Annotated in this window: 23 protein-coding genes; 12 read left to right on the forward strand and 11 right to left on the reverse strand. The window is 54.3% G+C overall.

Annotation, left to right across the window (positions count from 1 at the left end; genetic code table 11):
- The first annotated feature begins 268 nt into the window (after positions 1 to 268).
- Positions 269 to 787, forward strand: coding sequence for a GNAT family N-acetyltransferase (locus tag AC2FCQ_RS15670; RefSeq protein ID WP_404760825.1), 519 nt, complete (start codon positions 269 to 271; stop codon positions 785 to 787).
- Positions 784 to 1,962: a P1 family peptidase gene (locus tag AC2FCQ_RS15675; RefSeq protein WP_490308679.1), complete on the forward strand. Its 1,179-nt coding sequence runs from the start codon at positions 784 to 786 to the stop codon at positions 1,960 to 1,962. The genes AC2FCQ_RS15670 and AC2FCQ_RS15675 overlap by 4 nt, the downstream gene beginning before the upstream one ends.
- Before the next feature lie 57 nt (positions 1,963 to 2,019).
- Here AC2FCQ_RS15675 and iolE read toward each other — a convergent pair whose 3' ends face one another.
- The 4 genes from iolE to iolD all read right to left on the reverse strand — a co-directional run bounded on the left by iolE (position 2,020) and on the right by iolD (position 6,946).
- The gene (iolE, locus tag AC2FCQ_RS15680; RefSeq protein WP_209639206.1) at positions 2,020 to 2,916 is read right to left on the reverse strand and encodes a myo-inosose-2 dehydratase; all 897 of its coding nucleotides are present in this window, start codon (positions 2,914 to 2,916) and stop codon (positions 2,020 to 2,022) included.
- Between the two features lie 87 nt (positions 2,917 to 3,003).
- Positions 3,004 to 3,888, reverse strand: a complete 885-nt coding sequence (locus AC2FCQ_RS15685; protein WP_209639209.1) for a sugar phosphate isomerase/epimerase family protein — start codon at positions 3,886 to 3,888, stop codon at positions 3,004 to 3,006.
- A gap of 39 nt (positions 3,889 to 3,927) precedes the next feature.
- Complete coding sequence (iolG, locus tag AC2FCQ_RS15690; protein ID WP_209639211.1) at positions 3,928 to 4,941, reverse strand: bifunctional inositol 2-dehydrogenase/D-chiro-inositol 1-dehydrogenase; 1,014 nt, start codon at positions 4,939 to 4,941, stop codon at positions 3,928 to 3,930.
- 64 nt (positions 4,942 to 5,005) lie between these two features.
- Positions 5,006 to 6,946 carry a 3D-(3,5/4)-trihydroxycyclohexane-1,2-dione acylhydrolase (decyclizing) gene (gene iolD / locus AC2FCQ_RS15695; RefSeq protein ID WP_209639213.1) on the reverse strand — a complete coding sequence of 647 codons (1,941 nt, stop codon included), beginning with the start codon at positions 6,944 to 6,946 and terminating at the stop codon, positions 5,006 to 5,008.
- A 534-nt stretch (positions 6,947 to 7,480) separates the two neighbouring features.
- On the opposite strand from iolD, the gene AC2FCQ_RS15700 reads away from it, so the two are divergent.
- Both AC2FCQ_RS15700 and AC2FCQ_RS15705 read left to right on the forward strand, forming a co-directional pair.
- On the forward strand, positions 7,481 to 9,409 hold the full coding sequence (locus AC2FCQ_RS15700) for a bifunctional 5-dehydro-2-deoxygluconokinase/5-dehydro-2-deoxyphosphogluconate aldolase (protein WP_209639215.1): 1,929 nt from the start codon (positions 7,481 to 7,483) through the stop codon (positions 9,407 to 9,409).
- Between the two features lie 197 nt (positions 9,410 to 9,606).
- The gene (locus AC2FCQ_RS15705) at positions 9,607 to 10,443 is read left to right on the forward strand and encodes a MurR/RpiR family transcriptional regulator (RefSeq protein ID WP_209639217.1); all 837 of its coding nucleotides are present in this window, start codon (positions 9,607 to 9,609) and stop codon (positions 10,441 to 10,443) included.
- Between the two features lie 158 nt (positions 10,444 to 10,601).
- Here AC2FCQ_RS15705 and iolB read toward each other — a convergent pair whose 3' ends face one another.
- Both iolB and AC2FCQ_RS15715 read right to left on the reverse strand, forming a co-directional pair.
- The gene (gene iolB / locus AC2FCQ_RS15710; RefSeq protein ID WP_404760822.1) at positions 10,602 to 11,423 is read right to left on the reverse strand and encodes a 5-deoxy-glucuronate isomerase; all 822 of its coding nucleotides are present in this window, start codon (positions 11,421 to 11,423) and stop codon (positions 10,602 to 10,604) included.
- Positions 11,424 to 11,562: 139 nt separating this feature from the next.
- Complete coding sequence (locus tag AC2FCQ_RS15715; RefSeq protein WP_265556053.1) at positions 11,563 to 13,068, reverse strand: CoA-acylating methylmalonate-semialdehyde dehydrogenase; 1,506 nt, start codon at positions 13,066 to 13,068, stop codon at positions 11,563 to 11,565.
- A gap of 563 nt (positions 13,069 to 13,631) precedes the next feature.
- Here AC2FCQ_RS15715 and AC2FCQ_RS15720 point away from each other — a divergent pair.
- Entirely contained in the window at positions 13,632 to 15,059 is a 1,428-nt protein-coding gene (locus AC2FCQ_RS15720; RefSeq protein ID WP_209639224.1) for a sugar porter family MFS transporter, read from the forward strand.
- Between the two features lie 46 nt (positions 15,060 to 15,105).
- Positions 15,106 to 15,942: a TIM barrel protein gene (locus tag AC2FCQ_RS15725; RefSeq protein WP_490308682.1), complete on the forward strand. Its 837-nt coding sequence runs from the start codon at positions 15,106 to 15,108 to the stop codon at positions 15,940 to 15,942.
- 99 nt (positions 15,943 to 16,041) lie between these two features.
- Here the strand turns inward: AC2FCQ_RS15725 and fetB are convergent, their stop codons facing one another.
- The 5 genes from fetB to AC2FCQ_RS15750 all read right to left on the reverse strand — a co-directional run bounded on the left by fetB (position 16,042) and on the right by AC2FCQ_RS15750 (position 19,517).
- Positions 16,042 to 16,815: an iron efflux ABC transporter permease subunit FetB gene (fetB, locus tag AC2FCQ_RS15730; protein ID WP_209639230.1), complete on the reverse strand. Its 774-nt coding sequence runs from the start codon at positions 16,813 to 16,815 to the stop codon at positions 16,042 to 16,044.
- A complete protein-coding gene (gene fetA / locus AC2FCQ_RS15735; RefSeq protein WP_490308683.1) occupies positions 16,802 to 17,479 on the reverse strand; it encodes an iron efflux ABC transporter ATP-binding subunit FetA in 678 nt (225 codons plus the stop codon). The genes fetB and fetA overlap by 14 nt, the downstream gene beginning before the upstream one ends.
- 188 nt (positions 17,480 to 17,667) lie before the next feature.
- A complete protein-coding gene (locus tag AC2FCQ_RS15740; protein ID WP_209639236.1) occupies positions 17,668 to 17,949 on the reverse strand; it encodes a FaeA/PapI family transcriptional regulator in 282 nt (93 codons plus the stop codon).
- Positions 17,950 to 17,964: 15 nt separating this feature from the next.
- Complete coding sequence (locus AC2FCQ_RS15745) at positions 17,965 to 19,101, reverse strand: FKBP-type peptidyl-prolyl cis-trans isomerase N-terminal domain-containing protein (RefSeq protein ID WP_490308684.1); 1,137 nt, start codon at positions 19,099 to 19,101, stop codon at positions 17,965 to 17,967.
- 2 nt (positions 19,102 to 19,103) lie between these two features.
- Entirely contained in the window at positions 19,104 to 19,517 is a 414-nt protein-coding gene (locus AC2FCQ_RS15750; RefSeq protein WP_209639242.1) for a YuaE family lipoprotein, read from the reverse strand.
- 762 nt (positions 19,518 to 20,279) lie between these two features.
- Here AC2FCQ_RS15750 and AC2FCQ_RS15755 point away from each other — a divergent pair.
- From AC2FCQ_RS15755 to AC2FCQ_RS15780, 6 genes are all read left to right on the forward strand, one after another.
- Positions 20,280 to 20,810, forward strand: a complete 531-nt coding sequence (locus tag AC2FCQ_RS15755; protein ID WP_209639245.1) for a fimbrial protein — start codon at positions 20,280 to 20,282, stop codon at positions 20,808 to 20,810.
- 86 nt (positions 20,811 to 20,896) lie between these two features.
- Positions 20,897 to 21,448 carry a fimbrial protein gene (locus AC2FCQ_RS15760; RefSeq protein ID WP_404760819.1) on the forward strand — a complete coding sequence of 184 codons (552 nt, stop codon included), beginning with the start codon at positions 20,897 to 20,899 and terminating at the stop codon, positions 21,446 to 21,448.
- A gap of 98 nt (positions 21,449 to 21,546) precedes the next feature.
- Complete coding sequence (locus AC2FCQ_RS15765; RefSeq protein WP_265556058.1) at positions 21,547 to 24,048, forward strand: fimbria/pilus outer membrane usher protein; 2,502 nt, start codon at positions 21,547 to 21,549, stop codon at positions 24,046 to 24,048.
- Between the two features lie 19 nt (positions 24,049 to 24,067).
- Complete coding sequence (locus AC2FCQ_RS15770; protein ID WP_416221889.1) at positions 24,068 to 24,823, forward strand: fimbrial biogenesis chaperone; 756 nt, start codon at positions 24,068 to 24,070, stop codon at positions 24,821 to 24,823.
- A gap of 11 nt (positions 24,824 to 24,834) precedes the next feature.
- Positions 24,835 to 25,449, forward strand: a complete 615-nt coding sequence (locus tag AC2FCQ_RS15775) for a fimbrial protein (RefSeq protein WP_061808539.1) — start codon at positions 24,835 to 24,837, stop codon at positions 25,447 to 25,449.
- 14 nt (positions 25,450 to 25,463) lie between these two features.
- The gene (locus AC2FCQ_RS15780; RefSeq protein WP_490308708.1) at positions 25,464 to 26,468 is read left to right on the forward strand and encodes a fimbrial protein; all 1,005 of its coding nucleotides are present in this window, start codon (positions 25,464 to 25,466) and stop codon (positions 26,466 to 26,468) included.
- Positions 26,469 to 26,475: the final 7 nt, after the last annotated feature.

The following is a 26,475-nucleotide window of genomic DNA, read 5'->3' on the forward strand; positions in this document are numbered from 1 at the left end:
TGTTGAGGGCATGCCGGGCTGAAAACGGGCAAAAAAAAAGCCAGCACCCGAGCTGGCTAAGTAATACTTGGAAGCAATGTGAGCAATGTCGTGCCTTCGCAGTGAGGATATCAAAGGTTGATACTCTCCCCGGAACGCATCGCAATAATAATCATTATCATTCGCACCTGTAAAGCGTTTTTTTAACCAACACGTAATAATATTGACTCGACACAATAAACGGATAAATTCAGAGGTTATTCAACCGGTAAGCCAAAGGAGCAGCGTAATGAGTGAAATCGTAGTTCGTCACGTGGAAACAACAGATGCACAAGCCCTGCATCAGCTTTACTCTCAACCGCAGGCCTACCGTGACACGCTACAACTTCCACTACCGTCAATCGAGCTGTGGCACAAGCGCCTCGCCAATCTCGAACCGGGCACCCACAACCTGGTGGCTTGTATTGATGGGCAAGTCGTCGGCCAACTGAGCGTGATGCTGAACCAGCGCGTGCGCCGCCGCCATGTGGCGACCTTTGGCATTGGTGTCGATAGCCGCCACCACGGCAAGGGCGTTGGCAGCAGCCTGATGAAGGCAATGATCGATCTTTGCGACAATTGGGCGGATATCGAACGCATTGAACTGACAGTATTCACCGACAATCAGGCCGCGATTGCGCTCTACCGCAAGTTCGGCTTTGACATTGAAGGCACCAGCCGCGCCTATGCGATGCGCGACGGCAAACTGGTAGACTCCTATCACATGGCACGCTTTCGCGGTGAACAACAGAAAAACGCATCATCATGAAGGATGCCAAAAGTAGATCAGGGGCGGTATACCGCCCCTTAGCCGTCAGCCGCCGCACCTTTGTACAAACGCTGGCCTGCGTAACGGGTGCTATTGGCATCCTTTCTCCTACTGCACTCTTGGGGGCTGCCATGCCAACCTCTCCTGCCGTACGTACCGGCACCCGTAACCTGATTACCGACGTGCCTGGCCTACGGGTCGGCATCGCCCAAGACAGCCGCGTACGAACCGGCACGACGGTGATCCTGCCGGATCACCCGGCGTTCGCCGCGGTCGACGTGCGCGGTGGTGGCCCTGCCACCCGAGAAACCGATGCGCTGGGAGAGGATAATCTGGTGCAGACCATCGATGCCTTAGTGCTTAGCGGTGGCTCGGTATATGGCCTGGCGGCAGCGGATGGGGTGGCCGCCTGGCTGGGGCAGCAAGGCAGGGGTTACGCCCTTCGTCCAGCACCGGGTGTGCCGGTGTCCCCAATCGTCCCCACCGCCTGCCTATACGATTTAAGCAACGCAGGTGATAAAGACTGGCAGCTCACCCCGCCTTATCGCCAACTGGGGATAGAGGCCGTCGGCAAAGTGGGTCTCGACTTCCCGCTAGGTACCGTTGGCGCTGGCTATGGTGCCATGACCGGCATGGGTAAGCTGAAAGGCGGCCTGGGTTCAGCTTCTATCGTTGCTGCGAATGGTGCTACCGTCGGTGCACTGGTGGCGGTAAACAGCCTGGGCTCCGTCGTTGCCCCGGGCACTCGCGCGTTCTGGGCCACACCTTATGAAATCAACGGTGAGTTTGGCAACGGGGGTGCAGCCGCGCTCGCGCAATTGCACGGTCAGGGCGAAGACTGGATGCCGGAAGCGCCGACAGGCGGTAGAAAGAACACCACTTTGGCCTGTATCGCCACCGATCTGGCCCTCACTCGGGTAGAACTTAAACGCGTCGCGATCATGGCACAGGATGGCATGGCCCGCGCTATCCGCCCACTGCACAGCCCGTTCGACGGCGACGTGGTATTCGCCTTATCCACCGGGCAGCGCAACGTCGAGGGCAGCCGAGAACTGGCGGTGCTGCAAATTGGCGCACTGGCAGCGGATACGTTGGCACGAGCGATAGCCCGTGGCGTTTACGCAGCCACCCCCTGGCCTGGTGAACACGTCACTACCTGGAAAACGCTGAGCTGATACCCATTAAAAAGGGCGCATTGATTGCTCAAGCGCCCCTCGACATTCTCAACCCGGTTAAATACCGGCTGTCTCTTTGATATAACGACGCGCTTTCACCGCATATTCAAACGGGTTAGCCAACGCCGGATCCTGCTCAGCCTCGACCACCATCCACCCTTTGTAACCGCGCTCATCGAGTAATTTAAAGACCGGCAGGAAGTCGATCACCCCATCCCCCGGCACGGTGAAGGTGCCTTTCTTCACGCCGTCGAGGAAGCTCAATTTGTTGGCCTTCACCTCTGCAACAACCTCATCACGCACGTCCTTCAGGTGTACGTGATTAATACGCGGCAGGTATTTTTCCAGTATCGCCATCATCGCCTGCTGGCTGCCTTCCGAATAGTAAGCATGCCCAGTATCAAACAGCAGGTAGACGTCGTCGTTCACCATACTCATGTAACGATCGATCTCTGCGGTCGTCTGGATGCCGGTGCCCATATGGTGGTGCAGGCAGACCTGCATCCCCTTGTCGGCGGCAATTTTTGCCAGTTCATTGTACCCGTCGGCCACCCGCTGCCACTCTTCATCGCTGAAATACGGCTTCTCTTCAAACACCCCTTTGGTGGTGCCCTGAATACTCTTGCTCTGCTCGGAGCAGCCAATCACCTTTGCCCCCATCGCATGCAGGAAATTCATATGGTTAATGAATTCATCGACAGTTTTGTCTTTCAGGCCATCGGCAAAGAAGGTGCTGAACCAGGCATTGCAGATTTGAATGCCGCGAATGTCCAACATCGGCTTCAACACGGCCGGATCGCGCGGGTACTTGCTGCCCACTTCGCTACCGGTGAACCCGGCCAGTGCCATTTCACTGACGCACTGCTGGAAGGTGTTCTCTTTGCCTAACTCGGGCATGTCGTCATTGGTCCAGCCGATCGGGGCGATGGCCAGTTTTACGTTGTCTTTATTCATTTTCAGCCTCAGTAATATACCGTCGTCTTTTAAGCCGCAGGGTATAGAGCCCGTCTGTAGGCTATTTTCACCCGCGCAGCCGGGAAATTATTTACCCAACAGCTCTTTTTCGATGCGCTCTCGGGTCGCTACAGCCTGAGTTTTCATTCTTTCCGGGTAACCAAACAGTGACGTGCAGATAATCGACTCGCCGCCGACCTTAAAGTTGCGGGTCGCAAACGCCATATCACGCAAGGTCTGGAACAAGGTTTCGAAGTCCACCTCCCCTTCGCCGATACCCATATGCTGATGTACGGCAGCGTCTACACCCGGCGGGTTGACGATATAGCGACAGTGTTTGGTATGGTTCATGGTGTCGGCAATCAGCACATGCGAGAGATCCTCACCGGCATATTGCAACATGCCAGCCACGTCACCCTGGCCTTTGTCGTAGTAGAAGGTATGGGGAACGCTGTAGAGGTATTTAACGTGATCGCTACGCAGCGACTTGACGATATCCGCGGTTTCGTTGCTCAGCTCGCAGAAGTCCCATGGGTGTGACTGGATCTCCATGCGGATACCTTCCCGCTCGATAATCGGCAACAGTTCCTCCATTGAGCGATACCACAACTCTTCACAGATTTCCGGCTCATTGGGATTGCCGGCCAGCTCGGTATTGATCACCTGCACACCCATTTCTACCGCGATTTCGATCATCCGACGCCAATTTTTGACTGCCGCCTGACGGCGATCTTCACCCGGGCCAGACCAGCGATAAACGACGATAAACGAGGAGATCTCCACGCCGGTAGCCTTCAGGACGTTTTTGTACTCCGTCATGACCTCACGCCCGGCTTTCGGATGCTTATAGAAAGGATTGATCTGCGGGTGCGGTGACTGCTCAATATATTGATAGCCCCAGTCCGCCACCTGCTGAACCATTTTCGTGATGCCCAGGTCCCTGATGACATCAACATCAAAAGCGATCTTCATGGTCATTCCTCGTTAAACGTGGATACGGCGGTCAGCACACTATTTGTTATAAAACGACGGACGTGGTGGCAAGGTCACAGGGACAATCTCACCGCTGAGCTGCGCGGCTATGCAAGCATCAGCCGTCACCGCCGCCGCATAACCGTCCCAAGCGGAGGGGCCTGTCAGCGAACCTGCCAGGACGTCATTGATAAAGCCTTGTAACTCAACGTCGTAAGCATCAATGAAGCGATCTTTCCAGTCGGTCAGAATTTCGGTCGACAGTTTGGCACCGCTGCGCATCTGCACTGATGAAGGTTCTGGCAGCTTGGCAATACCACTTTCACCCACGACCTCGCACTGGATGTCGTAACCGTATTGGCAGTTAACGAAGATTTCGACATCAATACGCGTGCCCTTCGCGGTTTCAAACAGCACAATTTGCGGATCTTTCAGGTGCGGGAACGCCTTGGGGCTTTTACGCGGGAACACGACCTGTACCGAAACATAGTCGTCATCCAGCAGCCAACGCAGGACGTCAATTTCGTGGATCAGGGTGTCCGTGATCGCCATATCCGTGGTGTAAGCTTCGCCAACGGTCGGGTTGCGGTGCGCGCAATGCAGCATCAACGGCTCACCAATTTGTCCACTGGTCAGCACCTGCTTGAGCGCTCGGTAGCCCTGATCGTAAGGACGCATAAAGCCCACTTGCACCAGACGTTTGCCGTGTTTTGCTTCAGCCTCAACGATGTTTTTGCATCCCTGAGCCGTCACCGCCAATGGCTTCTCGCAGAACACCGGCTTGCCGGCAGCAATGGCTGCCAGTACAAACTCTTCGTGGCTTGGGCCCCAGGATGTGACCAACACCGCCTGCACGTCCGACGCGTTGATCAGGTCGTGACCCTTGTCATAAACCTTGGCGTCCAGTTTCAGATCGCTCACCACCTTAGCGGCGTTGTCACGGTTGATATCGTTGACGGCCACGATACGACTGCCCTGCAACACTTTGCTGCAGCGACGAATGTGATCCCGACCGATTGCGCCGGTGCCAATAACCCCAATGTTCAGTGTCATTTTCGTTATCCTCTTCAAATAGTTGCGGCAGACGCAAGGTCTGGGTAATCAAGCAATGCGTAAATCAGTAGTCGCGGGCCTTGTCGATGTTCTCTTGCAGCTTGCGAGCCACGGCGACAATTTTTTCATTGTCGGCAACCTGGGCTCCCCCCACGCGCCACCAGCTGAGATATTTGTGCACCATGGTTTTTGGCAGCACCTTGATATCCAGCAGGGTAGATAGGGTCTGCTGACGGGCATCGGCCAAAGCGTCGATCAGCTGCTGTTCGGTCGTTATGCTGTAGGTTTTACAGCCGTAGGCTGCCGCCAGCATGGCGAAGTTGACCGGTACTAACTTGCCGTCAAGCTTGCCCCCCTGCGGGTTTCGGAAGCGGAACTCGGTGGTATAGCTGTCCATGCCATGTTCCATCTGCAGGTTATTGATGCACCCGTTGGTCATGTTGTCGAACAGCACGACGTTGATTTTGCACCCTTCCTGAATCGACGTGACCAGTTCGGAATGCAGCATCATAAAGGCACCATCGCCCACCATGGCGTACACCTCACGCTGCGGCTCGGCCAGTTTGACCCCCAGTGCTGCATTCACTTCGTAACCCATGCACGAATAGCCATACTCCACGTGGTAGCCATGCTCACCATGGTTCTGCCACACGCGTTGTAAATCGCCCGGCAAGCTGCCCGCGGCGGCCACGATCACGCTGTCCTGCGGCAAATGCTGATTCAGTACCCCCAGAACCCGGCTTTGGGTCAGCAGCGAGTCGGTTTTCTCGATGAACTCGGCAAATACGCTGTCGCGATCGAGATGATCGTCAATTTCCGGCACAAAACCCTCTCCGGTGTATTCCACCGCGTAAACGCGGGCTGTTTCTTGTTGCTGAGCGCGACGCGCGTCGCTAATCGCATTGCCCCAACCCGCACGGTAATCGGAGGGTGCCAACAGCGCAGCCAACGCGGACAGCGCTTCCCGGGCATCGGCCAGTACCTGCACGCCGTCGAGCTTGCCGGCATCAAAGGCACTGACGTTAATATTGAGAAAATCGACGTCGGCATTTTGGAACAGCCATTTTGACGAGGTGGTGAAGTCGGTATAACGGGTGCCCACGCCAATCACCAAATCGGCCTGCCGGGCAAGGGTATTGGCCGCCAGGCAGCCGGTTTCGCCAACGCCCCCCAGGTTAAAGGGATGGTTGGACGGCACGGTCCCCTTACCCGCTTGTGTTTCCACAAACGGAATCTGGAAACGTTCGGCAAACTCGCGCAGCGCCTGACCAGCCTGTGAGTATTTCACCCCACCGCCGCACACCAGTAACGGTTGGCGTTTGGTCGCCAGCAGCGCCAGGGCATCGGCCAACATACCTTCCGTTGCCGGTCGGCGATCGAGCCGGTGCACTCGCTTCTGGAAGAAATAGTCAGGGTAGTCGTAGGCTTCGCCCTGCACGTCCTGCGGCAAACTCAGCGTCACCGCCCCCGTTTCCGCCGGGTCGGTCAACACACGCATCGCGTTGATACAGGCGCTCATCAGCTGTTCTGGCCGTACAATACGATCCCAGTACTTGCTCACCGCGCGGAAGGCATCGTTGGTGCTAATGCTGAGATCGTAAGTTTGTTCAATTTGCTGCAACACCGGATCTGGCTGACGCGACGCGTAAACATCGCCGGGTAGCAGCAATAAAGGAATACGGTTGGCGGTGGCGGTGGCAGCGGCGGTGATCATATTGGCGGCACCCGGACCGACGGAAGAGGTACAGGCGTAGATCTGCTGGCGCAGTTTCTGCTTGGCAAACCCCGTGGCTGCGTGAGCCATGCCCTGCTCGTTTCGCCCCTGGTGCACGATCAGGTCGCCGCTGTCTTGTTCCAGCGCTTGCCCAAGACCGAGAACGTTGCCGTGGCCAAAAATCGCAAAGATGCCTTTAACGAATTTGGTTTCCACACCGTCGACCAGCAGATACTGGTTGTCGAGGAACCTGACGAGTGCCTGTGCCATGGTTAACCGAATCTTGCCCATTTACTCACCCTTTTAGATTAGTCACGCCCGCTCCGACACCACCCGCGTGCCGAACCCTGGAAACTCTGTGATGCCTGTCGTTTTCACGCAAATTGTTCAACTTAAGCGACGATGTGAAACGTGAAGCGATTATAAACAAATATATTTTTCATAAAATCACATTACAGAAGAAACATTTCATTTTGCGATAAAGATCGCATTATGATGAAAACCCCATTTCATCCATGCCTTTATAATTCACTGACTTAGCCGTCCTTTCCTCCGTTGCAACCGACGCCCCGTCGTCGCTGAAATCACCGCAACCCTTGATAGGGTCTGGCTGTCATGCAAGGTCTGTCTCCGCCGTTGGCGGAGGCTTTCCCGGCAAGCAGGGCGCTGTTTTACGCTGATTTAACCGCGATAGTGAGGCTGTTTTAAATGCATCACATTTCCGGGGTATAAATTTCATTCAATCTTGAAATTGAAATTTTTATTCCTCATACTTCGAAATATGCTTTGCAGTCGGGGTTTGGCTTAATACAGAAGGAAACGGGTATGGCTACACAAGAAAAACAGCTTGATGTCATTTGTCTCGGGCGTATTGCCGTCGATTTCTATGCACAACAGATCGGCGCACGCTTGGAAGATGCCAGCACATTCTCAAAATATCTCGGCGGCTCTTCCGGCAACGTGGCCTATGGCACCGCAATCCAGGGCCTGAAGTCCAGCATGTTGGCCCGCGTCGGCGATGAACATATGGGCCGTTTTCTGCGCGAAGAATTGCAACGCGTCGGTGCCGACACACAAAGCCTGATCACTGACCCACACCGTCTGACCGGGCTCGTGATCCTCGGTATCAAAGATCAGGAAACCTTCCCGCTGATTTTCTACCGCGAAAACTGTGCCGATATGGCGCTGACGCCGGACGACATCGACGAATCCTATATCGCGTCATCACGCGCGCTGGCGATTACCGGCACGCACCTGTCACACCCAAATACCCGCGCCGCGGTATTAAAAGCACTGGAATACGCCCGCCGCCACGGACTGCGCACCGCACTGGATATCGATTATCGGCCAGTACTGTGGGGCCTGACGTCCCTGGGCGACGGAGAAACCCGCTTTGTCGAGTCAGAAAAAGTGACCCGCGAGCTGCAGGAAGTGCTGCACCACTTTGATCTGGTCGTCGGCACCGAAGAGGAATTTCATATTGCCGGTGGCAGTACCGATACCCTGACCGCCCTGAAAAACGTGCGCAAGGCAACACAGGCGACATTGGTCTGTAAGCGAGGCGCACAAGGCTGTTCAGTGTTCGAAGGCGAGATCGCCGCCGACTGGCAACAGGTAAAACTGCATTCCGGCGTGCGGGTTGAAGTCCTGAACGTGTTAGGTGCAGGTGATGCCTTTATGTCGGGTTTGCTACGTGGCTATTTGAATGATGAAGGCTGGGATCAGGCCTGCCGTTATGCCAATGCCTGTGGCGCACTGGTGGTTTCACGCCACGGTTGCGCACCTGCGATGCCCAGCAAACAGGAACTGGATGATTATCTGCAACGCGAACAGGAAGTGAAACGCCCTGACCGTGATGAGCGACTTAACCATCTTCACCGGGTCACCACGCGTAAACAGCAGTGGCCCGAACTGTGCGTGTTCGCCTTTGATCATCGCAAACAATTGGCGGATATGGCGCGAGAAGCCAACGTCAGTGAAGAACGCATCCCTAAACTGAAGACCCTGCTGCTGACCGCGGCACAACAGGCCGCTGAAGTGGCCGGGCTACGGGGTAATAGCGGGATTTTGGCCGATACCACCTATGGCCAGGCCGCACTGAACGAGATTACCGGTCAGGGATGGTGGATCGGTCGGCCAGTCGAACTGCCAGGTTCACGCCCGCTGCGGCTGGAACACGGTAGCATTGGATCTCAACTGATCGATTGGCCACAGGAACACGTGGTGAAATGTCTGGTGTTTTACCACCCACATGACGCCGTTGAGCTGCGTCGCGAACAGGATGAGCTGATTAGCGATGTGTATCGCGGTTGCTGCAAGTCTGGCCATGAACTGCTGCTGGAAGTGATCCTGCCGGAAAGCAACGCCGACAAGAACGAAACCTATTATCTGGACATGCTGCAACATTTCTACGCGCTGGGCATTAAGCCGGACTGGTGGAAATTGCCGCCGTTGAGTGCAGAGAACTGGCAGCAGGTCGGCGCCTTGATCGACGCTAACGATCCTTTCTGCCGTGGCGTACTTATCCTGGGTCTGGACTCACCGGAAGAAACGCTGAAGGCCGGCTTCGCTGCGGCTGCCGACGCACGCTGGGTGAAAGGTTTTGCCGTTGGCCGCACCATCTTCGGCCAACCTTCACGACGTTGGTTGCAGGGTGAACTCGATGACGCGGCGTTAATTGAGCAGGTGAAACAAAAATACCTGACGCTGATCGGTTTCTGGCGCCAATATCGCCCAACCTCCCACCAGCCTTAAGCGCAGAACCCGCCCCTTAAACGGATTTTCGCCGCTTTAAGGGGATTTTTTTGCCTGTTTTCTGTGAAGTCACGCAACTTGCAATCGAATAAATCGCTTTTTGGTGAAATGAAATTTCCACTCCATCTGTTAGAATGTCATGTCAATAATTCAGGCGTCAGGCCGATACGCCTTAGCCCACACTGCGAGCCGAATGGATGAACAACCCAACTCAACTTTCGCTGTTACAGGACGAAATCCGCCACCGCTATGAAACGCTGAGCAAGCGTTTAAAGCAAGTGGCGCGTTACATTTTGGATAACAGTAACAGCATTGCTTTCGATACCGTCGCCTCCATTGCCGCACAGGCCAGCGTCCCGCCTTCCACCCTGATCCGCTTCGCCAATGCCTTTGGCTTCAGCGGGTTCAACGAAATGAAACAGGTTTTTCGCCAGCACCTGATGGAAGAAACCGTCAACTATACCGAGCGGGCGCGCCTGTTCCGTCAGACCTCGACCGACGATAACGTCGCACCGGAAAAGCCGGCGGAAATCCTTAACGTTTTCACCATGGTCAACGCCCAGGCGTTACAACAGTTGGCAATGCAAACCAGCCCAGAGCAGTTGGATAGGGCGGTTGAGTTACTGAACAACGCCGAGAATATTTACGTGATTGGTTTGCGCCGCTCATTCAGCGTCGCCTCCTACCTCACCTATGCGTTGCGCCACCTGGAACGCAGGGCATTTCTGATCGACGGATTGGGCGGCATGTTTACCGAGCAGCTCAGCATGGTGAAACCTAATGACGTCGTGATCGCCATCAGTTACTCGCCTTATGCTCAAGAAGCGCTGGAACTGGTTGAATTGGGTGCCAAGAGCGGCGCACAACAAATCGCGATTACCGACAGCCAGGTTAGCCCGCTGGCCGCCTTCAGCGACGTGTGCTTTGTCGTGCGTGAAGCACAGGTGGACGGTTTCCGTTCCCAGGTCGCGTCAATGTGTCTGGCGCAGACGCTGGCGGTATCGCTGGCATTGAATAACGCCAAAGAAGAGTAATATACCCGTCATACTTGAAGCTGCCTCTGTGTTGGCTGCACTCACTTACCCGAATCACTGACCAGTGTAAGCTCATCGGGATAAGCTCCCTTGCCGCCTGGAGGCAACTCCAATTATTTTGGGTATAGCCAAGCCCGGAAAACCGGGCCTGATAAGGATTATTTAGCCGCCGGGTAACCGTCGGTATTGATCCAGGCGTGGTCTTTTTCCCAAGTGAATTTCCACAGCCGCACCGGCCCTGCCATCACATTGAGATAATAGTTGTCGTACCCGGCCAACGTCGCCACCGGATGATAGCCGCGCGGAACCTTGACCACGTCACGGTTATACACCGGCATGCACTCGTCCAGTGAGCGATCGTCGGTATACACCCGTTGCATACAAAAACCCTGTTCCGGCTGAATCCGGTGATAGTAGGTCTCTTCCAGATAGGTTTCATCCGGCGAGTCTTCCTGATCGTGCTTGTGGCTAGGGTACGAACTGGTATTGCCTTCATCCGTATACACCTCTACCACCAGCAAACTGTCTGCCGGTTCGCTATCAGGCAGAATATTGTGTACCAGACGCTGATTGCGTCCCTTGCCTCGACGTTCGACGCCGACCTCCGCTGGCGTGATCAAGCGCGATGGCAGGTGGCCATGACCCGGTGCGCTGCAGACCGCCAATTCCAGGGCGCTTTCCGCCCGCACTTCAATCTTGTCGTGATGCGGCACGTATACCGCATAAGGCGGTGTGCGTTCGAACGGGCTCATGCGTTTGCCGATGCTCGGGTATTCCGCCCGCAGGGTGGAAACGGACGCGATGCCCGCGACTAACACCAGGCACAGTTCTTTGTCGCCACTTTCCAGGCGCAGCGATTGGCCAGCCTCTAGGCGATAAACATCGAACCCGACAAAGCGCCAGCCGGCATTCTCTGGGGTGACATGCTGAATGCGGCCCTGATCGTCCGGCTGCTGACACTTGGCAAGTAGTGAAGACATGGAAATCCTCCCTTTTGAGAATAAATATACCCAAAATAATTGGAGTTGCATCATCGTAGGGGCGCTGCATGCTGCGCCCGCATTCATCGGGGCGAATTTATTCGCCCCCTACAGGGTGACTGTGAAGGGTATAAGGACGTTAACCCAACGTCGGCATACTGTATTCAGACACCGTTTGTTGCCCCGCCGGCCAGCGGGCAGTGGCCGTTTTCATGCGTGTGTAAAAACGCACGCCGTCAGTGCCATGGACGTTCAATGCCCCAAACACCGAGCGCTTCCAGCCACCGAAGCTGTGAAATGCCATCGGAACCGGAACCGGGACGTTAACCCCGACCATGCCAGCCTGCACTTCGTGCACAAACTGACGCGCGTAGTGGCCGTTACTGGTAAAGATGGCGCTGCCGTTGCCAAACTCATGGCTATTTACCGTATCGATCGCCGTCTGGTAATCCGGTACGCGGACAATGCCCAGCACCGGTCCGAAGATCTCTTCACGGTAGATACGCATGTGCGGTTTGACGTGGTCGAACAGCGTGCCGCCAACATAGTAGCCGTCCGGGTAACCCGGCACCTGATAATTGCGCCCATCGGCGACCAGCGTTGCGCCCTCTTCGACGCCCAGATCGATATAACCCAGTACCTTCTTCTGGTGAGCAGAGGAAACCAATGGCCCCATTTCGTTTTCTTCACCGCCCTGCTGGATCCCAGGACCCACGCGCAATTGGGCGATCAAGGGCTTCAACCTGGCAATCAGTTTATCCGCCGTGTCATCACCGACGACCACGGCAACGGGCAACGCCATACAACGCTCACCGGCAGAGCCAAACGCGCCGCCCATCAGGGCATTGACTGTTGCATCCAAGTCGGCGTCCGGCATAATGATGGCCTGGTTTTTTGCCGCGCCGAAAGCCTGCACCCGTTTGCCGTGGGCACTGGCCGTCGTATAGATATGCTCCGCCACGGCCGACGACCCCACAAAGCTCACCGCCTGAATGTACGGGTCGGTACACAGCTGCGCGGCGTCTTCGTTAGCGCAATGCACCACGTTGAATACGCCGTCCGGCAGGCCAGCCTCTTTCAGCAGTTCCGCCATCCGTACCGATGCCGAAGGCACCAATGCCGGTGGTTTAAGTACGAAAGTGTTACCGCAGGCCAACGCGATAGGGAACATCCACATCGGTACCATTGCCGGGAAATTGAACGGGGTGATGCCCGCCACCACACCTAATGGCTGCATCAACGAAAAACTGTCTACGCCGCTGCCTACATCCGCTGAATATTCGCCTTTGATCAAATGCGGAATGCCGCAGGCAAACTCAACCACTTCAATCCCGCGGGTCAGCTCGCCCAAGGCATCAGAGTAAACCTTGCCGTGTTCACTGACGATTAACGCCGCCAGCTCATCGCGATGCTGTTCCAGCAGTGCCTTAAAATTGAACATGATGCGCGCACGGCGCAGCGGTGTGGTGCGTGACCAATCGGCAAACGCCTGGTGCGCCACATCGATGGCCTGCTTTACCTCGGCGGCGGTGCTTTGCGTGACCCGACGCTCAACCTGCCCAGTGGCCGGGTTGTGCACGTCGACGGTTTGATTGCTGCTGCTCAGGCACACCTGCCCGCCAATAAAGTTACCCACGGTTTTCATGTCTCGCCCTCTTTTAAGTCTGCTGTCGCCGAACGCTGTGCGCAGTGCCGCACACCCTGGCGTTTTCATCACACCGCTTACCGGGTTAACCCCATAAGCAGGCTAAATCCTGACCTGATGAAGCAAACTCTATTTCATTGAAAAAAAAGTTTCAAATAAATTATTTTAGAAAATTTGTTTTTAGTGAGAGAGGTAGCAGTTTTGCCAGGACATCAGGCACGCCGGTTACATTTGAGGAAAAAACCTGTGATGTCGGCCCGCCGTAGGGCCGTGGGGATTAGCCCTGACTTCTATACAGAAATAGGCGATCCGCTCGGGAATACGTTGAAAAGGGTTGATCAAGGATAGTGCTGCCGTGCTTGTGGGATGTGCGCGTTTTTTTTTGAACTGGATCTAAAAATCAATATTTCATTATTCACTAATTATGGAATAAATGTTCTTGTTTAGAGAAGACCTATTCCAATATCACCGCCTAATGACAGGCACGGTTCACACCCTTCCGCCTCCCTCTTACCGACAACCTACTGCGCGGGTGGAAGCCAGGATAAAAATCGGAGCAACACATGTCATCTCAGCGTAAACACAACACCGGGTATATATTGCGAATTTGCGGCATTGCGGCACTCGGCGGCATTCTGTTCGGTTACGATACTGCCGTGATCTCCGGCGCAATCGAAGCCCTAAAAGTCTATTTTAATCTCAGCCCGGTCGAAACCGGCTGGGCCGTCTCTAACGTGGTAATAGGTTGTGTGGTCGGGGCTTTTGGCGCCGGGCCGCTGGCCGCGCGCTACGGCCGGAAAAAAGCGTTGATGCTGGCAGCCTTGCTGTTCACCATCTCGGCCATTGGTGCGGCCCTGGCTAACACCTTCAGCTGGTTTGTGATTTACCGCATTATCGGGGGGTTGGCCGTCGGTATTGCCGCCACCGTTTCCCCAATGTACATGTCGGAAGTCTCACCAAAAGACATGCGTGGCCGTGCGCTCAGCATGCAGCAATTTGCCATCGTGTTTGGCCAGATCGTGATTTTCTACGTTAACTTCAAAATCGCCAGCATCGCCAGTGAAGCCTGGCTGGTCGAAATGGGCTGGCGCTGGATGATCGGTTCAGAAGTCATCCCCTGCATTTTGTTCTTGATGTTGGTATTCATCATCCCGGAATCACCGCGCTGGAGCGTCATGGTCGGTCGCGACGATCAGGCTTTGGCAATGTTGACCAAAATATCCAACGCAACGCATGCGCAAAGATTGCTGCAGGAAATCAAAGACTCACTGCATCAAGACCAGAAACAACACCAGCAGAAGCTGAACTACGGTGACATACGGGTACGTTTCATTCTGTTTGTCGGCTGCATGATCGCCATGTTGCAACAGGTTACCGGTGTTAACGTGATGATGTACTACGCGCCGATGGTGCTGAAAACCGTCACCGAAAATGCCCAGGAAGCACTCTTCCAAACGATTTGGATCGGCGTGCTGCAATTGGTGGGCTCTGTGATCGGCGCCATGCTGATGGATCGCATCGGTCGTATTCCGCTGATGCGTTACGGCACGCTCGGCGCTATCGCCGGGTTGCTGATCACCTCTTATGCGCTCTACACCCAGGCCACTGGCTATTTCGCCTTGTTCGGCATGCTGTTCTTTATGGTGTTCTACGCGCTGTCATGGGGGGTCGGAGCATGGGTTTTGGTATCAGAAATCTTCCCTAACCGCATGCGGGCACAGGGTATGAGCATCGCCGTCGGCTGCATGTGGCTGGCCAACTTTGTCGTGTCGCAAACCTTCCCGATGATCAACGACAACCCTTACCTGTTCTCCAGTTTCCACGGGGCCTTCCCAATGTGGATTTTCGCCGCCTGCTGCCTGTTCAGCTACTGGTTTATCGGCCGCTATATTCCCGAAACCAAAGGCGTATCGCTGGAGAAAATGGAAGACGTGGTGATGGCCAAACGCTATCGCCAGCCACGGCCCGAAACACAACGCACGCCGCTGTAAGTCGGTAAATCTTAGGTTTTCGCCCCTATCTCAGGAGTCATGCACCATGACCATTGCGCCAGACCGCTTTTGCATCAACCGTAAGATCGCGCCAAATCTCGATATAGAACACTTTTTCGCGCTGGTGAAAAAGTGCGGGCTCAGCAAAGTTGAGCTGCGCAACGATATGCCGAGCGGCAAGGTGACCGATAACCTGAGCAACGATCAAGTCAATGCGTTAGCAGCACAATACGGTATCGACATTATCACGATCAACGCCCTCGGTATGTTTAACCTCTTGGACGATCAGACTCGGTTGTTAGCCAACACCGAGGCGCTGTTGTCGCAAGCTCGGGCCATTCATAGTCAGGCGGTGGTATTGTGCCCATATTGCAGCGCAGGCGATTCACGCAGCGAAGAGCAGAAAAAAACCGATACATTGGCCGCCCTGAAGCTACTGGCGCCCCTGTTCAAACAATACGGTGTGCAGGCCTATGTTGAGCCTCTGGGGTTCGGTATCAGTTCGCTGCGCTCATCGTTACTGACACAGTCTCTGATCCGCGATTCCGGCGCACCCTATAAAATCGTGCTGGATACCTTCCACCATTATTTGAGCGGTGTCGCACAGCCTGAGTTTGATGCGCAGATTCAGATAGAGGGTATTGGTTTGGTGCACCTTTCCGGGGTGGAAGATCCACGGACAAAAAATGCGTTAAGCGATGAAGAACGCATCATGCTGAGTGACAAAGACAGACTGGAGAGCAAAGCACAGGTGCAGAATCTGGAGCGCCTCGGTTACACCGGCATTTACGCCTTCGAGCCGTTCTCTTCACAGTTGGACACCTGGACAGAAGCCGATATAGCACGTGAGATCCGCCAGAGTATCGCCCTGCTGCAAGGGTAATGCGCACGTCAGTGTCAAAGGGGTAGGGGTCGAGCATGCTCGACCCGATTTAACCTGGCGCAGCATGCAGCCCCTCCCCTTCCCTCTGGCCGTTCGGGGTTATTTCAAGTGGCTAATCACCAATTGGTGACGCGTATTGTAGAACTTACGGTACGCCAGATAGCAGGCAATAATCGTCGACAGGCTAGCGGTAGAAAGCAACATAAAGGTGACCATTATCTGGTACTTAATTGCTTTGACGGGATCAATGCCGGCGAAGATCAAGCCTGACATCATGCCCGGCAGGCTGACCAGACCCACGGTCTTGGCCGAATCGACCGTAGGGATCAACGACGCGCGGATGCTGTCACGGATCAACGCCGCCGAGGCAAACTTCGGCGAGGCCCCCAGGCTGAGCATCTCCTGAATCTTTTGCTGATCGCTTTTAAAACGCTGCCCAAGGTTGTTGTAGCACAACCCGACGGCGACCATCGCGTTGCCGGCTACCATGCCGGATATAGGGATCACCTGCATGGGGGTAAATTCTATCGAGCCGGTCAGCACCAACACCACCAAGGTCAATACGGCCCCGGTAGTGATGGCAATAAACGACGTCACAAAGGCATGATCGATATATTTACTGCGTTTTTTCGCGTTGTAAGCGGCGTTAACACAGATGAACAGCACCATCAGCACCGTAAGAATGGCGTTATTCACATCAAAAATATATTTCAGTACATAGCCGACAATAATCAGCTGCACCACCGCCCGGCAAATGCTCCAGATAATGTCTTTTTCCAGTGCCAGCTTTTCTTTATGGCTGATTAAAATGGCAATAATCACCAACACCATCGACAGGGCTAAGGATTCATTGCTGATGTTATGCTGATTCATCGGTTTTCTCCTGTGCCCGAGCGCCGTGTGCACGCAAGGTAATCACATCGTCCGCATGGGTGATTTCATCTTTATCGTGTGTCACCCACAGCACGGCGACGCCCTGCTGCACGACCAACTGATGAATAATTTCATTGACGTTGCGTTTGTTATCTTCATCTAACGCGCTGGTAATCTCATCCAATAACAACACTTTGGGCATAAACTGCAGATTACGGATCAATGAAATACGCTGCTTCTCTCCACCCGATAATTCGTTAACGCTTTTTTTCAGCATATTCTCCGGCAAGCCGAAACGCGCCAGGTCGGACCGCATTTTTTGCTCGTCCGGCCTTTGCTTACGAATCTGGTAAGGCAATGCAATATTGTCATACACGCTGTCGCCAAAAAGCGCGGGGGTTTGAAAACAGTAAGAGACCTGTTGGCGGTATTCTTCTGGCGATATATCGGTAATGGGCTTACCGGCAAAAATAATGTGTCCCCGGGTCGGGTCGATCAGAGAGGAGACGATTTTAAGCAGGGTACTTTTTCCACAGCCAGAGGGGCCGGTAATCAGTTTAAATTCCCCCTGATTCAAGCCGAAAGAGACAGAATCCAGAATAACCTGCTCGCCTATTTGATAATGAATATCATCCAATAACAGTATTTCTTTGCTTTCCTTCATTATTAGCCCGTATCCCTCATAGCAATATTTTCACTCAGGCGGCCAGTATAGGGCTTCGAAAAACACACTGGCAATGGCTGGTCATGAGTCGTAACAAAGGATTCGGGCTGAGGAGCGTGTCGCCCCACAGCCCTCTATTAATCTAATCCGCTGTGAAAGATAGTCAAAAACACAAGGCAGGAAAGGAATTACACTTTTTTTGGCGATACGCAAATATACCAGCGTAACGAGTTATTGATACTGCGATGGGTACAGCTCACTTTACCCTCTTTTTCCAATGCCAATAATAATGTGCGCGTGGTGTAAATATTCTCGCCACATTTATCCGCCAGTTCCCGGGTTTTAGGCCAGTGTTCCGGCGCGGGTGGATGGTGCCCTCCCGCCCCGGCGGCACGTTCCATACACAGTTTTCGTAACACGTTTAGCATATGTGACTTCCTGATTTCATATGTTACCGGCACCTTGGCCATCGCGTTCTCCTTGAGTTACTTTCGCCTACTCCTGTCCTGCGGTAACGCGTCGGCTACGCGCAGGGTGTAAATCATGGTTGCTCCCGGTGGAATAGCAGGTGGACTTCCCTTATCGCCATACGCCAGCGCAGGGGGGACCACCAGCGTAATGGATCCGTGTTTGTTCAGTTTGCTGATGGCTGCGCGAAACAACGGCGGGTATTTTGCTAACGGCTGTGAAATCACCGTGCCAGCGACGTCCATATCCTTAATCACTTGCCCACCCGGCAGGCTCTCGCGCACCACAATATCGACGTTGTCATCTGCGGCTATCTCACCACTGCCGGCATAATCCACGCGGTAATAGAAGCCGAGTGGATCCTTTTGCACCCCAGGTTGTTTGGCGAAATCGGCAAGGTAAGCCTTGCCATCCTGCCCAATGGCCTGCTGCCGTTTCTGCTGAACCTGTTGCAGTACCTCGTCTGCCGCCTGCAACGCGCTGTCAACGGCCGCATCATCCAGCCGCGGCTTGCCCGTCAGCGTATCGGCGATGCCCGCCAGCAAACGTGATCGATCGACATCGATACCCAGCAGGCGGTTCTCTTCTTGCAGCTGCACGATGTCACGCCCAAGCGAAACGCCAGCGGCATAGGCCTGTTTATCCACATCGCTGGCCAGAGATGGCGGTTGCCGCAGGGTTGCCAACTGATGGCGAAGCCGCTGCAACTGCCGATCTTGCTCTGTGGCGACCCGTTGTTGCCGTGCCAAGGATGCCGCCATGGCGACCAGCGCCGGGGGAGGTGCGATGGCCCGACGGATCCCCTTCAGCGCCGCCACCAGTGGTTGAATATCAACCACGGGTTCCTCGATGACTGGCATAGGTAGCGCATTCTGAGCCGCCAATTTCTGCTCCAGCAGACGGATAGTGTCAGCCTGTTGCTGTAAGGTCTGATTCAACGCTGCCAACCGAGCCCTCTCCGCCCCCATTGACGTGGCAAGTTTGGGCTTGGCGATAGCCGGCTTCTGCGTCGCAGGTGGGGCTTTTTCCGCCACCGGCGCCGCCTGCTGCTCGGCAAATTTCAACAGCGCGGGAATACCGTCATCCCCCGCAAACGCCGTCTGTCCCGCCAATAACAACAGCAAAGCAGCGGCTCCTTCCGCGCACTTTCTCATCGCTATAAGCTCTCTACCCGGCTGGACAGATCGGACATCAGCTCATGTTCAACGTCAGCGCAGAATTTCTCGGTTTTATACTTATAAAGCGCGTCTATCGCCTTACGCGTACTTTCATCAACATTGCTGCGAATACCGGCATATCCAGAAGCGTTGGTGAGTAATCCATTAAAATAAGCAATCCGTTTCTGATAGCTTTGCGGATTAATATTCTTAAGTGAATTAACCCGCTGCTGACAGAGCGCGATACGTTGCTCATCGGTTTTTTCCTTAGGATTGTTCTGTGAAACATTTTTCACAGCAACAGTACCAACACTGTTTTTCCCTGCACAACCTGACAGCAGTAAGAAAGACATTATCAGTACAGATGTAGTGACTGCAGAACGGCGCATTGAATCATTAATTATGGTAATCATTCCGTTTATCATCTCTTAATTATCACTTAGGTCATTATTATGTCGCGAAGCCCTGCGGGATCTGACCGTTTCTGATTAATCCTAACGAGTTAAATAACAAAAAATCGCAATAACGGCAGGGAATGGGTAATAATCCCGCCCCACTGACATTGTTATAATTTTGTTAAGCACCGAAAAGAAGTTATCGTCGCAACGATGAATAAAAGCCGCATTTCAAGCCAGTATTACTGACCTGCTTACCTTTCAAAACAAAGAGTTAACTTTTACCCCATGATTAACAGCCAGAATTCATCATCTGCTGTCTGATGGCGATATTATCAAAACAATATTGTTAATTGTAGTGTGAACGCTAATTCTGGCGATCTAATATCTCGCATATTGCCATTTATATAGTCATTTATTCTGGATAATATTTGTATACGATCTATTGATTTTCAATCATATATATTTCTTTTTCCTTTTGGTTTTATATTCTGTATTTGACTTAAATTAATAAAAGCTATTCCCAATCACGCCTATTATTTGCAAGAATAATCCCAGCAAGACGCTATGGTGATATACCTATTTTTCTTTTAAGGATTTCGATTTTACGAATTCTGAAAACTTTCGTTATTCACTCATGAATAATGGAGGGTGGCGTATTGCCCAGAGCAAAAGGATCTGGCTCCAACTACGGCGTCGGCGACATGACGTTGCTGCTGTTGTGGGGGATTTAGATGTGCTGTTCTTTTTATTTAAATACTCTCTACAGGAACTTGAGAAATGAAACTGAATAAATTAATGCTGGCAACTGTGATTGCTTTCGCTTCCGCATCTGTTGCTCATGCCGCATCTAACCAGGGTAGCGGTAAAGTCACTTTTACCGGTGAAATTATTGATGCGCCATGCAGCGTAGCACCGGAATCTGTTGATCAGACTGTACCTATGGGCCAAATCAGCAGCCGTCTGCTGGCTAAAGAAGGTAAATCCAGCTCCGAGCCATTCAGCATCGAACTGAAAGACTGCTCCATCGCGACGATGAAGAACGTCCAAGTGACCTTTACAGGTACCCCGGATCCAGATAACAACAAACTTCTGGCTCTGAGCGGCACCGCAACCGGCGCTGGCATCATGATCTATGACAACCTGCATTCCAAAGATGTTGAGCTGGGTACAGCAACCGACGGCCAGGGCCTGACCGAAGGCAACAACTCCCTGAAATTCGCCGCCTATCTGCAAGGCAGCAGCGCTTCTGGCGCCGTGGTTCCAGGCGAATTCACCAGCGTTGCAAACTTCACTCTGGCATACCTGTAATCCCCTCGGGGACGCCGTATTGGTGTCCCCGTTTTACCTGTACGGATAGTGGGTAACGGGACCAAAGGCAACAGGGAGACGCCAGCATGACAAACCCAATTTTGGGCGTACTGCTTATCACGCTCAGCGTGTGTAGCGCAGAAGCGGCGGCAAAAAATCAGGGCCACGGCACGCTCAGTCTGGGCGGCGAAATCGTCGAAACCCCGTGCGGCATTGCCAGTGAGAGCCTGGATCAGACCGTCGATTTCGGGCTGGTATCCATGACCGATGCCTCCTTGGGTTCACAGCCGGTCCTGATCGGCAGCCGACGCAATTTTGAGATCAAGCTGGTGAATTGCGAACTGGCCAGCATTGTAAAACCCGACTTTATCTATCGCGCCGCCACCGTCACTTTCGACGGTACCGCAGACAGCCGGGATCCCGCGTTATTGGGTGTTTATGGTGAAGCACAGGGCGTAGCCATTGAGCTGCTGACTGCAGCCGGTACCCCGATCCCCTTAGGTAGCACCACCGCGGATTACCAGATCGTTGCCGGCGACAATACGCTGCGCTTTGGCGCCCAGCTACGCATTCAGCCTGACAGGGCCCGAGCCGGCGGATTCAACTCACTGGCAAAATTTACCCTGTCTTATCTGTAACGCCTTGATAGGCGAGTGCCGATTTTTGGCACTGAATGACATCACGTATTACGTATTCAGGTCGTACAGGATGACCTGCTATTGGGCGCGGATTTGCCATGAGTGATTATTCTATGACGTCATTACTGACACGGAAAAAAATACCCCTCACCGTCATTCTATCTTTCCTCTGGGTGCATTCGGCATTTTCCGCCACGGAATTTAATACCGACGTATTAGATATTGGCGAACGCAGTAAAGTGGATTTATCACGCTTTTCCGACGCCGATTACGTCATGCCCGGCGCCTATCTGCTGGATATTAAAATCAACCAGAAAACCCTGCCCCAGCGCAGCATTCACTATTATCCGTCGTCGGATAAACAGGATCGCTCCCGTGTCTGCCTGCCGCCGGATCTGGTCGAAAAAATGGCGCTGAAAGAAGAGGCCGCCAAGAAAATCACCCTGTGGCACGACAACAGCTGCGCCGATATCAGTGGCATCAAAGGGGCGACGATTTCCGATCGTATCGGCGGCGGCGTACTGGCGATCACTATCCCCCAGGCCTGGATGAAATATTCCGATCCGGATTGGACGCCACCGGAACAATGGGATGACGGCATCCCCGGATTGCTCCTGGATTACAGCATCAGCGGCCAGGTCGGTAAACAGAGCCACAATAACAACACCGCAGAAAATCTCAGCAGTTACGGGACCGTAGGTGCCAACCTGGGTGCCTGGCGCCTGCGCGCTGATTATCAGGCCAATTACAACCAGCAGGCCGGCGAACGCGACAGTCATTTCGACTGGAACCAGATCTACGCCTACCGCGCGCTGCCGATGCAGGCCGCCAAACTGACCCTTGGCGAAATTTTCCTCGACTCGGGCGTGTTCGATTCCTACCGTTTTACCGGCCTGAATCTGGCCAGCGACGAACGTATGCTGCCGCCAAACTTGCAGGGCTATGCGCCGGAAGTTCGCGGTATTGCCAAAAGCAATGCCAAGATTACCGTGTCGCAAGAAGGCCGCACCTTGTATGAAACGACCGTGCCCGCCGGGCCGTTCGCCATCCAGGATCTCAACAGCTCGGTACGTGGCCGACTGGACGTGAAAGTGGAAGAGCAGGACGGCAGCGTGTCCACTTTCCAGGTAGATACCGCGACCATCCCTTACCTGACTCGCCCTGGCTATGTGCGCTACAACGTCGCCGTGGGCAAACCCTCAGCTTACGATCATCGCATGCAGGGGTCGTTATTCTCCGCCAGTGATTTCTCCTGGGGGCTGACCAGCGCCTGGTCACTGTACGGCGGGGCACTGATTGGGGGTGATTACAACGCCTGGGCTCTCGGCCTGGGCCGTGACCTGAACGTGTTTGGCGCCATGTCGGTGGATGTGACTCAGTCCATCGCCCGCCTGCCCAACGAACCGACCGCCAGTGGCCTGTCATTCAAGGTCAACTACGCCAAACGTTTCGATGAGTTGAACAGCCAGATTACCTTCGCCGGCTACCGCTTCTCACAGCGTAAATTCATGAACATGTCGCAGTATCTGCAAGAACGCTACAGCGACTACGATGAACGCTACGACGGGCGCCAGAAAGAGCTGTACACCATTACCGCCAGCAAAACCTTTATGGCGGAAGACAGCGCCAAAGCGATCACCGCTTACCTGACCTATTCGCACCAAACCTATTGGGACGCGAGGGCACAGGATCGTTACGGATTGTCCGCCAGCAAATTATTCAACGTCGGCAATGTCAGCAACATCACCGCATCGCTGTCGGCGTATCGCACGACCTACCACGGCCGTACCGATGACAGCGTGATGGTGAACTTCAGCGTGCCCATTGGCGATCGCCGCCGAGTGGGTTACTCGCTGCAAACCAGCAACAGCGACGTTACACAGATGGCGTCCTACAACGACTACACCGATCCGAACAACACCTGGCAGGTCAGCGGCGGCTTTAACCAATCCGGTAAATCACTGGCCCGTGGCTACTACAGCCATAACGCGTCATTTGGCTCGCTCAACGCCAGCGCGTCTTACCAGCAGGACAGCTACTCGTCGATTGGCGGTACTTTCCGCAGTGGCATTACCGCTACCCGACATGGCGTTGCCGCGCACCAAAACTCCAGCAACGGCGGCAGCCGGATGATGCTGGATACCGACGGTATTGCCGGGGTGCCAATCAACAACGGCCGCGCCTACAGCAACCGCTTCGGCCTGGCGGTGATCTCCGACATCACCAGTTACTACAACACCGACACCCGTATCGACGTCAATACGCTGGCAGACGATGTTGAAGCCACCCGCGCGGTGGTGCAAGGCACGCTGACCGAAGGTGCCATCGGTTACCGCCACTTTGAGGTCGTGAAAGGCAGCAAACTGCTGGCCACCATCAAACTGGCCGACGGCAGCGAGCCGCCGTTTGGTGCCACGGTGCTGAGCGAGCGTGGCCGCGAAGTGGCGGTAGTGAACGACGGTGGCTCGGTCTATCTGACCGGTGTACAGCCGCAAGAGCAACTGGATGTCGCCTGGGAAGGCCAGCGCCAGTGCCGCATTGTCATACCGGGCGCCGCCAAGCCGCTGGACCAGCTGTTGCTGCCGTGCGCCAAACTGTAATCCGTAACACAGAGAATTGATGACTATGAATAACTCACCGTTAGCAAAAATGGCCGCGCTGGGCCTGGCATTGGCCGCTGCAGCCCCTGTCGCCAATGCGGCAATATCGCTGGATCGTACGCGTGCCGTCTACCTTAGCGACGCGAAATCCATCAGCCTGAATATTGTCAACGAGAACAAGGAACTGCCTTTCCTGGCCCAGTCTTGGCTGGAAAACGAACAGCACCAGAAAATCACGTCGCCTCTGGTGGTGTTGCCGCCATTGCAGCGGGTTGAGGCCAACGAACGCAGCGTAGTGCGTATCACCAAGACCCCGGAGGCCGATCGCCTGCCGCAGGATCGCGAATCGGTGTTCTATTTCAACCTGCGTGAAATTCCGCCAAAAAGCAGCAAAACCAATGTGATGCAGTTGGCGCTGCAAACCCAGATCAAACTGTTTTACCGGCCAAAGGCTATCGTCGCGCCAAAAGGTGACGTGTGGCAGGAAAAGCTGGTGTTCCACAAAAGCGCTGGCGGCTTCACCGTTGAAAACCCTACGCCGTTTTATATCACCCTGACCGGCATGACCCGTCAGACGCAGAAACAAGGTGGCGGCGCACTGAGCGATTTCCAGCCCGTCATGCTGAAACCGAAATCCAGCGAAACCCTCAAGCTGCGCGACAACGGCCTCAACAGCTTTGTCATCACCTATATCAATGACTACGGCGGCCACCCTGAGCTGCGCTTTGCCTGTAACGGCAGCGTCTGCAACGCCGTGCCCGATGCGAAAAAATAAGGAGATCCCACATGGCTGAATTCACCGGCGGCCGTCTGCGGCCCCTGCTGCTCGGCGTGTTGCTGTTCACCGGCAGCGCAACGGCGGCGACGCCACTGGGCGTAATCCAAGGCACCACGGGCACCGTCAGCTTTCATGGCGGCCTGCTCAGTTCCCCCTGCAGCCTGACGCCGGACAGCCAGGATCAGGCCATTGATTTGGGCGACGTCAACGCACGTGACTTCCAAAATGCCGGCGACCAGAGCACGCCGGTGCGTTTTCGCCTCTCGTTCCGCAACTGTCTGCTGGGAGCCAAGGCTCTCGCGGATAACCCGGCAGGCCAGCGAAACGGCGATGCCGGACAGCTTTATTTAAAAGGTGAGCAAGCGGCCACGCTGGTGTTTCTCGGCGACAGCGATATCAACAACCCGGATCTGCTGAAACTTAACGGCGGCGTGCAAGGTATTGGCCTGCGGTTGAAGGATCAGCAGGGGCGTGCGCTGTCACTCAACCAACAGAGCCAGCCCTACATTCTGCAACCCGGCAGCAATACGTTGTGGTTCAGCGCCAGCGTGGAATCAACGCAGCGGGCAGTGATGGCGGCCGGCTTTTCCGGCGTGGCGCACATTCAGGTGATTTACCTGTGAGGTTCAAAAACGCGATGAAAAAAACCTACCTGAACGTTTGCCTGCCGCTGGCACTGGCGCTGTCGGCCCCTGTAGTTTGGGCTAACGGCTATGTGACGCCAGACGGCGGCCCGAAGCCGTTTTATATCGATCTGAACGAAACCAACATTACCAATACCGTCGGTTTTACCAAAGAGTTCACCTACTCATTAGGCGGTCAATATACCGGCAAAGCCTATTGTGATACGCCAATCCCCCGCAGCCCACACTTTTATAAGTCGGATTCGGCGTTGCCGCCTTCCGAATACGGCAACGGTTATTTAAAACTGAATGACTACCTGGATTTAAAAGCCGAGGTGTGGATTGCCGGTAATAAAAAGGCCTATGTCACCGTGCCTTTTTACAACGTCTCCAATGAATACACCAACCACTCATGTAATCCGCCTTATGCGCAGATCAATAACTATGAAAGCGGATCCAAGGGCAAGGTCACCTTCCGGGTGCGCAAAAAAATCATCAACGGCGTGCAGATTAATGACCGGCAAATCATCGAGATGTATGGCCGGTTAGGATCAACCGACGCAGGGTTCGGCCCTAACCCGATGGCGCAGGTGTTTATTCAGTCCGCCATTTTGTATGTGCCGGATAAATGCGTGGTGAATGAGGGCCAGCTGATCAACGTCGAATTCGGTGAAATCAGCGGCAGCAACCTGAACGGCACCAGCTATCCACAAAGCATACCGGTGCGTTTTCAGTGTGAAGGCGGCAGCTTCGAAGACGGCACGCTGAATATCAAACTGGCGGTTTCCGGCACCCCCGCGTCCTTCAGCAACAACGCGTTTAAAACCGATAAAACCGATCTCGGTATCGAGATCAAACATAACGGTAGCCTGGTGATCCCCAATGAGTTTTACCCGGTGCCCAACATCGGTAACGGCGGCAGTTGGAATTTGGTTGCCGCACCGTTGGCCAACGGCGGTAAGGAAATCGCGGAAGGGGAATTTAACGCCTCAGCCACCATAGTGGCAGCCTTCGAGTAGCCCAGGG

Source organism: Serratia sp. CoH_134_PS_4, assembly GCF_058190535.1.